The organism is Rhizobacter sp., assembly GCF_031412495.1.
Taxonomy (GTDB): Bacteria; Pseudomonadota; Gammaproteobacteria; order Burkholderiales; family Burkholderiaceae_C; genus Schlegelella_A.
Window position 1 is genome coordinate 1 of the sequence record NZ_JANODC010000029.1, and the last position, 7,808, is coordinate 7,808.

At 72.2% G+C, this 7,808-nt stretch carries 6 protein-coding genes and 1 pseudogene; 4 read left to right on the forward strand and 3 right to left on the reverse strand.

Features of this window, described 5'->3' with window-relative positions:
• The 3 genes and pseudogenes from AC30N0_RS01065 to AC30N0_RS01075 form a co-directional block, all read right to left on the reverse strand.
• Positions 1–401: pseudogene (locus AC30N0_RS01065) on the reverse strand (amino acid ABC transporter permease); the annotation flags it as partial.
• A gap of 13 nt (positions 402–414) precedes the next feature.
• Positions 415–1,452 carry an amino acid ABC transporter substrate-binding protein gene (locus AC30N0_RS01070; RefSeq protein ID WP_489516090.1) on the reverse strand — a complete coding sequence of 346 codons (1,038 nt, stop codon included), beginning with the start codon at positions 1,450–1,452 and terminating at the stop codon, positions 415–417.
• A gap of 160 nt (positions 1,453–1,612) precedes the next feature.
• The gene (locus AC30N0_RS01075) at positions 1,613–3,430 is read right to left on the reverse strand and encodes a zinc ribbon domain-containing protein (protein ID WP_489516091.1); all 1,818 of its coding nucleotides are present in this window, start codon (positions 3,428–3,430) and stop codon (positions 1,613–1,615) included.
• 101 nt (positions 3,431–3,531) lie between these two features.
• Between AC30N0_RS01075 and AC30N0_RS01080 the strand changes: the two genes are divergently transcribed.
• The 4 genes from AC30N0_RS01080 to AC30N0_RS01095 all read left to right on the forward strand — a co-directional run bounded on the left by AC30N0_RS01080 (position 3,532) and on the right by AC30N0_RS01095 (position 7,764).
• Positions 3,532–4,026: a DUF3237 domain-containing protein gene (locus tag AC30N0_RS01080; protein WP_489516092.1), complete on the forward strand. Its 495-nt coding sequence runs from the start codon at positions 3,532–3,534 to the stop codon at positions 4,024–4,026.
• Between the two features lie 163 nt (positions 4,027–4,189).
• Entirely contained in the window at positions 4,190–5,554 is a 1,365-nt protein-coding gene (locus AC30N0_RS01085) for a cyclic di-GMP phosphodiesterase (RefSeq protein ID WP_489516093.1), read from the forward strand.
• Between the two features lie 7 nt (positions 5,555–5,561).
• Positions 5,562–6,347 carry a PAS domain S-box protein gene (locus AC30N0_RS01090; RefSeq protein WP_489516094.1) on the forward strand — a complete coding sequence of 262 codons (786 nt, stop codon included), beginning with the start codon at positions 5,562–5,564 and terminating at the stop codon, positions 6,345–6,347.
• 94 nt (positions 6,348–6,441) lie between these two features.
• The gene (locus AC30N0_RS01095; RefSeq protein ID WP_489516095.1) at positions 6,442–7,764 is read left to right on the forward strand and encodes a class I SAM-dependent methyltransferase; all 1,323 of its coding nucleotides are present in this window, start codon (positions 6,442–6,444) and stop codon (positions 7,762–7,764) included.
• Positions 7,765–7,808 lie beyond the last annotated feature (44 nt).

Sequence of the window (7,808 nt, forward strand, 5' to 3'; positions counted from 1 at the left end):
ACGTTGCGGAACACCTCGACGTAGCCGTAGCAGAGGCCGCGGACGAGGGCGTTGCGCGAGAAGCGGCCGACGCCGATCAGCACGCCGAGGACGGTGGTCAGGACGATGCCGATCAGGGCCACCCGCAGCGTGTTCAGCACCCCGACCCAGATCGCCCGACCGTAGCTCTGGCTCGGGTCGTACGCGATCATCGTCTCGCCGATGTCGAAGCCGGCGGCCGCGCTCAGGAAGTCGAAGCCGCTCTGGATCCCGCGCACCGCCATGTTGCGCTGCGTGTTGTGGGCCAGGAACCAGACCGCGGCGGCCACCGCGAGCAGGGCGAGGGCCTGGTAGAGCAGGCCCCGCCCGGCCCGGCTGCGCAGCGACCATTCGCGCTTGCGGCGCGGCTTGCGTGCGCTCAAGGGCGAAACTCGCTTACCGCACCGGCGGTGCGTACATCAGGCCGCCCTGCGTCCACAGGTTGTTGCTGCCGCGGGGCAGGCCGATCGGGGTCTTCTCGCCGACGTGGCGCTCGAAGATCTCGCCGTAGTTGCCGACGGCCTTGATGGCGCGGTAGGCCCACTCCTTGTCGAGGCCGAGCACCTTGCCGGTGTCCTCGGTGCCGGCGCCGAGCAGGCGCATCACGCCCGGGTTCTTGCTGTCCTTCTTCATCTGGTCGATGTTGGCCTGCGTGATGCCGTATTCCTCGGCCTCGAGCAGGACGTTGAAGGTCCATTTGGCGATGGCGAAGAACTCGTCGTCGCCGCGACGCACGGACGGGCCGAGCGGCTCCTTCGAGATCAGCTCGGGCAGGATGACGTGGTCGGCGGGCTTCTGCGCTTCCTTGCTGCGGATCGAGGCCAGGCCCGAGGCGTCGGTGGTGAAGGCCTGGCAGCGGCCGGAGAAGTAGGCGCCGGTCGACGCTTCCTGCTTCTCGAACACCACCGGCTTGATCGCCAGGTTGTTGGCGCGCGAGTAGTCGGTCAGATTGAGCTCGGTGGTCGTCCCGGACTGGACGCAGACGGTCGCGCCCTTCAGCTGCTTGGCGCTCTTCACGTTCAGGCTCTTCGGGACCATGAAGCCCTGGCCGTCGTAGAAGGTGACGCCGACGAAGTGCATGCCGAGCGACGCGTCGCGGGTCAGCGTCCAGGTCGTGTTGCGCGAGAGCACGTCGATCTCGCCCGACTGCAGGGCGGTGAAGCGCTGCTGGGCCGTCAGCGGCGAGAAGCGCACCTTGTTCGCGTCGCTGAGGATGGCGGCGGCGAGCGCCCGGCAGTAGTCGACGTCGAGGCCGGTCCACTTGCCCTGGCTGTCGGCGGCGGAAAAGCCGGCCAGGCCGGTGTTCACGCCGCAGACCAGCGCGCCGCGGCTCTTGATGGCGTCGAGGTCCTTGCCGGCGTGGGCAGGAGCGGCGGCGAGCGTGCCGAGGGCGATGGCGGTCGCCGAGGCGAGTCTGAGAGCGACAGGGGACATGGTTACTCCTGGTGGGAAGGGCAAGGGTGCCGAGACGGTGCGACCCCGATTGCAGCCTGCATGCGGGGCCGTGGGAGCCTGTACTAACCCTTGGAGCCGGGCCGGCTTGCAGGATCCATGCCCAGGGCTGCGGCGCCCGGCCGATGTGCCCGGACGCGGCTCAGCCGAGCGGTGCGGCGCAGTTCGAGCAGAAGCGGGCACCGGCCGCAGCCTCGGTGCCGCAGGCCGGGCAGAAACGCCGGCCGGACGCCACCCCCGCCGCGGCGCCACCGTCCGGCCGGGCCAGCACCCCGCGGCCGCCCTGCGCCGCCGCCGCCTGCAACTCGCGGTGCAGCTTTGCGGCCGAGCCCGCGTCGGCGGCCGAGCCCATCGCCTGCTCGCCGGCGTTCAGCGCCGCGATGCGCTTCTCGTCCTCGCCGCTGAACGGCGCGACGAGCACGCTCTGGCCGCGCGCGAACTGCATGAGGTCGTGCGCCAGTGCCCGCGCCTCCCGCTCGGTCGAGAACATCGCCGTCACCTGGCGCGCATCGTCCTTGCCGAAGACCACCGACTCGATGCGCGCCCGCCAGACACGCAGCGTCATCGCCTCCGTGCGGACGACGCTGTTCTCGGTGTTCATGCGGCTCGTGAAGTTGTTGCCGGTGCCGATGCGCGAGGTCTGCCAGCTGCCGGCCATCTCGACCCAGGTCAGGATCGACTCGAAGTTGAATCGGCCCCACAGGCGCGCCGAGGCGTGGAAGCAGAAGGCAGCGACGAGGGCCAGGATGGCCGAGGTGCCGGCGAGCGAGAAGCGGTTCTGCTGCCACGGCGCGCCGACGTCGAAGTGGCGCACGAAGAGGAGCGTCATGGCCGTGGCGACCACGACCAGCACGGTGGCGAACAGGTCGAGCAGGAGGAGAAGGCGATGGCGCGGCGAGGCCAGCGCCGCGGCCAGGGTCGGCGCCTTGGTGCCGGAGACGGGCAGCGGCTGCGTCTCCTCGAACAGCTCGCCCGTGAAGTTGCCGGACGGCGTCGCCGCCGTCGCGACCGGGTCGACACGCGCATAGCGGCGGTTCGGGATCCGCTCGGTCCAGCTCGACTGCATGACGCGGTCGAGCTCGTCCATCAGGGTCGCCGGCGGCGCGTTCATCGACAGGCGCTGCTGCTCGACGCTGGCGCGCGTCTGCGGCGCCGCGTCGACCTGGGCCAGGATGGCGGCCATCGCCAGGGCGCAGGCGACGAGCGCCGTCGCCAGCATGACGAAGGTCTGCGTGTCGAGCGAGAAGCTGCCGAGCGACGGCAGGCGCGGCGCGAGCAGGCCGATCGCCACCGGGCCGAGGATCGCCACCGCGATCAGGCCCACCAGCGACGCCGTCGTGACGCGCGCCTTGTGCTGGCCCAGCATCGGCCGGAGCAGGAAGACCAGGCCGAAGGCGAAGTAGAGGATCGAGATCCACGGCCGCGTCACCGCGTTGCCGAAGGCGAACCAGGAGAAGGCGAAGCTCGCCAGCGTCGCCGCGATCGCCGCCAGGTTGAACATCGTCCGCCGCGCCAGCAGCTGGACTTCGCGCGGCGCCGTGATCAGGCGCGGCGACCAGTGGTAGAGCAGGCCCTCGACGGCGCCTTCGGGCTCGGGATAGGTGAGGCCGCCCTGGCGCAGGATCTCCTTGATGGCATTGGCGGCCGGCGAGCCGCCGGTCGCGCCGGGCGGGATCTCGGGCGCCAGCGACGCCGGCCGGCCGCGGCCGAAGAAGAAGCGCAGCCGCGTCGCCGCCGTGGCCGCCGCCACGAGGCCGGCAGCGAGCAGCAGGAGCCCGGCGAGCAGCGGCGCCGCGACCAGGCGCAGGGCGCTGTCCTCCATCGCGTTGCGGGCCCAGAGCAGGCTGACGATGCCGGCGCAGACGAGGATCGCGGCGCAGAGCCAGAGCAGCCGGTTCTGCAGCTGGTACGGATTGGGAAGCTCGAGCAGCTTCGATTCGGATCCGTACTCGTAGGACATGGGGGCCTCTTGCTGCGGGTGGGCGCGGGGCGCCGAGTGTAGTGGCGGGTGCATAGTGGCCGGCTGCTTTGCCGCCCGGAGCCGACATGCCGCCGTCATCCTTGGACCCGCCCGCCCGCGACGACGGGATCGACGGCCTCGCCGCGCCGACGCTGGCCTGGTTCGCCGACGTCGACGTCGACGTCGGCGCGCCGATCGAGGTCGGCCAGGTGGCCCAGGGCCTGCGCCGCGTCATCCCGATCCACGGCGGTTCCTGCCGCGGCCGCGGCTTCGCCGGCCGGGTGCTGCCGGGCGGCGCCGACTTCCAGCTCGTCGCCAGCCCGACGCTGGCCCGGCTCGAGGCGCGCTACGTCATCGAGACCCGGTCCGGCGAGCGGATCTACGTGCACAACGACGCCCTCCGCAGCGCGGCGCCCGAGGCGATGGCGCGCCTGCTCCGCGGCGAGCCGGTCGACCCGGCCGAGGTGTACTTCCGCTGCGTGCCGCGCTTCGAATGCGCCGCGCCGGGGCTGGCATGGGTCGGTGAGCGCGTCTTCGTCGGCGTCGGCGTGCGCCGTCAGGACACCGTGCACCTGCGCTTCTTCGAGCTCGCCTGAGGAGGCCTCGGCCTGACGGCGCCGAACGCGCCTTCCTGCGCGAACTCTGACCGCGGAAGCGCCGCTCCGGGCCCGCCCGGGGGCCGGTGCCGCCTCAAGCCGGGCCGGGCCCGGCCGATAAACGGTGGGTCCGCGTGTGCCCGTCGCCTGCGCGGGCGCAGCCATGAAGGCAGTTCTCCCCACCGACACGATCGACGTTCAGGCGCTCCGCGTCGGGATGGTCGTGCACCTCGACGTCGGCTGGATGTCGCACCCGTTCCCTCTCAGCAGCTTCCGGATCACGTCGGCGGCCCAGCTCGAGAAGATCCGGGCCCTCGGGCTGAAGCGCGTCCGCTGCAGCCCGGCGGAGAGCGAAGCGGAGAGCACCGTGCCGCCCGACCCCGGGGCGGACGATCCCGTCACCGAACCCGGGCAGGTCGACGAGGCCGCCAACGACCCGTCCGGCGCGGCCGGCGAGCACGCTGCCGGCACTGGCCCGCGCCTGGCCGCCGGTCCGGCGGAGCATGCCGCGAGCCACGTCGAGCGGGCCGACGCCGCCCGCGTGCGCCGCCTGCAGCGCCAGCGCGACGCCGACCACCTCTGCCAGCAGCAGTACGGCGAGGCGGCGCGTGCCTGCCGGCACGCGCTCGAGCTGGTCGCCGGGCGGCCGCAGCAGGCCCGGGTGCAGGCCGAGGCGCTCACCCAGGCGGTGATCGAGAAGATGATCGGCGAGCAGGACCTCTGCATCCGCATGCTCACCGAAGGGGCCGGCGACAAGGCCTCGATGCACGCGATGAACGTGGCCGTCATCGCCCTGCTGATGGGCCGCTGCTTCGGCTTCGCCGAGGAAGACATGGCCGACCTCGGCGTCGGCGCCCTGCTGCACGACGTCGGCAAGCTCGAGATGCCGCTGCGCCTGCGCCACCGCGAGGACAGCTTCTCGCCGAGCGAGGCCCGGGTCTACGAGGAGCACGTCGACCTCGGCGTGGTGCAGGCCCGGCGCATGGGCCTGTCGGCCGGCGCCGGCCTGGTCATCGCCCAGCACCACGAGCACGCCGACGGGAGCGGCTTTCCGGCCCGCCTGAACAGCGACCGGATGACGATGGCGGCGCGCATCGTCGCCCTCGTCGACCGCTACGACAACCTCTGCAACCCGCACCTGCTGGCGCGGGCGCTGACGCCGCACGAGTCGCTCTCGCTGCTGTTCGCGCAGGGCCGCAGCAAGTACGACGCCTCGATCCTCAACGCCTTCATCAAGATGATGGGCGTCTACCCGCCCGGCTCGGTGGTCCAGCTCACGGACGACCGCTACGGGCTGGTCATCGCGGTCAACTCCACGCGTCCGCTCAAGCCGAGCGTGCTGGTGCACGACGCCGACGTCGACCGCGCCGACGCGCTCGTGGTCGATCTCGAGGCCGCCCCGGGGCTCGGCATCCGTCGCAGCATCCGGGCCCAGCAGCTGCCGCCGCCGGCGCTCGACTACCTGGCGCCGACGGCCCGCTTCGCCTACTTCTTCGAGCCTTCGGCGGCGTCTGCGGACATCGACTGAGCCGGGCATGAACAACCCGCTCCCGGTCGATCGCTTCAGCGTCGCCGACGCCGCGCGCCGGACCTGGCCGGCGCTGATCGAGTCGATGCTCGACGCCGTCTGCCTGGTCGAACCCGAGGGCCTGCGCATCGTCGCCGCCAACGGCGCGGCCGGGCGGTTGTTCGGCGTCGATCCGGCCGAGCTGGTCGGCCGCGACATGCACGCCACCTCGGCCACGCCGGAGGACGAGATCTTCTGGCGCGAGGTCGGCGCGACGCGCGAGCGCGGCGCCGGCATCGTCTCGGCCTCCTACGTCGTCGGCGCCGACGGCGCCGTGGTGCCGGTGGTGCGCCGGGTCAGCCGCGTCGAGCCGGCACCGGGCACCGCCCTCTACGTCGTCGCGCTGCACGACCGCAGCGAGGAGCTGCGCCGGGCCCGCGACGGCGAGGTAGCGGCAGCGCAGCTGGCGGCCACGCTCGAGTCGGTGCGCGACGGCGTGCTGGTGATCGACCTGACCGGCCGCATCAACAACTTCAACCGCCGCTTCGCCGCGCTCTGGGGGTTGCCCGACGAGATGCTGCAGCTGCGCGCCGACGACGAGATCCTCGACTGGATGCGGCGCCAGGTCGACGACCCCGGGGCCTACATGCGCCGGCTGGCCGAGATCGACGCCGCGCCCCTGATGCAGGCCAGCGACGTGCTTCGCCTGCGCTCCGGGGCGACTCTCGCGCGCACCAGCCTGCCGCAGCGCAGCCGCGGCCAGGCCATCGGCCGGGTCTTCACCTTTCGCCTCCTGGGGCCCGGCGCGGCCTGACCGCGAGGCAGGCCGACCCCGGGGCCGGGCGGTGGTCCCGGGCGCGCCGCGTCGGTAAAGTCCGGACTTCGGACCACCGAGGAGGCTTCGCACCATGTCTGCGGTCGCCGGCGCACTGGAGCAACGACTGGGCTCGCTGACCCTGCCCCTGGCCGTGCTTCTGCCCGGCGGGCAGCGGATCGGCAGCGCCCAGGCGGCGGTGACGCTGCGGCTGAAGGAGCTGGGGCCGCTGACGCACCTCGTCACCGGCCAGATCGGCCGCGTCGGCCAGGACTACGTCGAGGGCCGGATCGAGTTCGACGGCACGGTGCGCGAGCTGATGACGCTGGCCGCCGAGATGCTGCCCGGCGACCCCACCGCCGTCGACGCGCCGGCGCCGCTCGCCTGGCTGCGCCAGTTCGCGCAGATCGCCAAGTCGCGGGCGTGCCACCAGCCCGACGCCGACGCCCGCCAGATCCAGTTCCACTACGACGTCTCGGACGAGTTCTACGCCCTCTGGCTCGACCCGAAGCGGGTCTATTCGTGTGCCTACTTCGCCGAGGGCGTGCAGTCCATCGCCGAGGCTCAGGAAGCCAAGCTCGACCACATCTGCAGGAAGCTGATGCTGAAGGAGGGCGAGCGCTTCCTCGACATCGGCGCCGGCTGGGGCGGCCTCCTGCTCTGGGCGGCCGAGAAGTACGGCGTGCGCGGCCGCGGCATCACGCTCAGCCGCAACCAGCACGCTCACGTGAGCCGGCTGATCGAGGCGCGGGGGCTGGGCGGCCGGGTCCGCATCGACCTCCTGGACTACCGGGCCCTGCCCGAGGCCGAGCCCTTCGACAAGATCGCCTCGATCGGCATGTTCGAGCACGTCGGCCGGGCCCAGCTGCCGGGTTACTTCGCCAAGATCCATCGCCTGCTCAAGCCGGGTGGCCTGCTCCTGAACCACGGCATCACCGCGGGGGGAACGCGCAACCACAAGCTCGGCTCGGGGCTCGGCGACTTCATCGAGCGCTACATCTTCCCGGGCGGCGAGCTGCTGCACGTCGCGCCGGTGCTCGAGGTCACCGGCGAGTCCGGGCTCGAGACGCTCGACGTCGAGAACCTGCGCCCGCACTACGCGAAGACCCTGTGGGCCTGGAGCGACGCGCTCGAGGCCCAGCTCGAGGCCGCGCACGCGCTCACCAGCGACACGGTCGTGCGGGCCTACCGCCTGTACCTGGCCGGGAGCGCCATGTGCTTCGAGCGGGCCTGGCTGTCGATCCACCAGATGCTGTGCGCGCGCCGCACCGGCGAGCTCGGGACCGGGCCGATGCGCGGCGCACAATCGGTCTACCCGTTCAACCGCGGCTACATGTATCCGCAAGGCGAGGCCGTGCAGGCCGGAGAGAAGAAGGCGCGATGTACCGATTCAAGTCCAAGGCCGACGGCGATCTGATCATGATGGATCCGGTCGGCGACCAGATGCTCCGCCTCATCGGC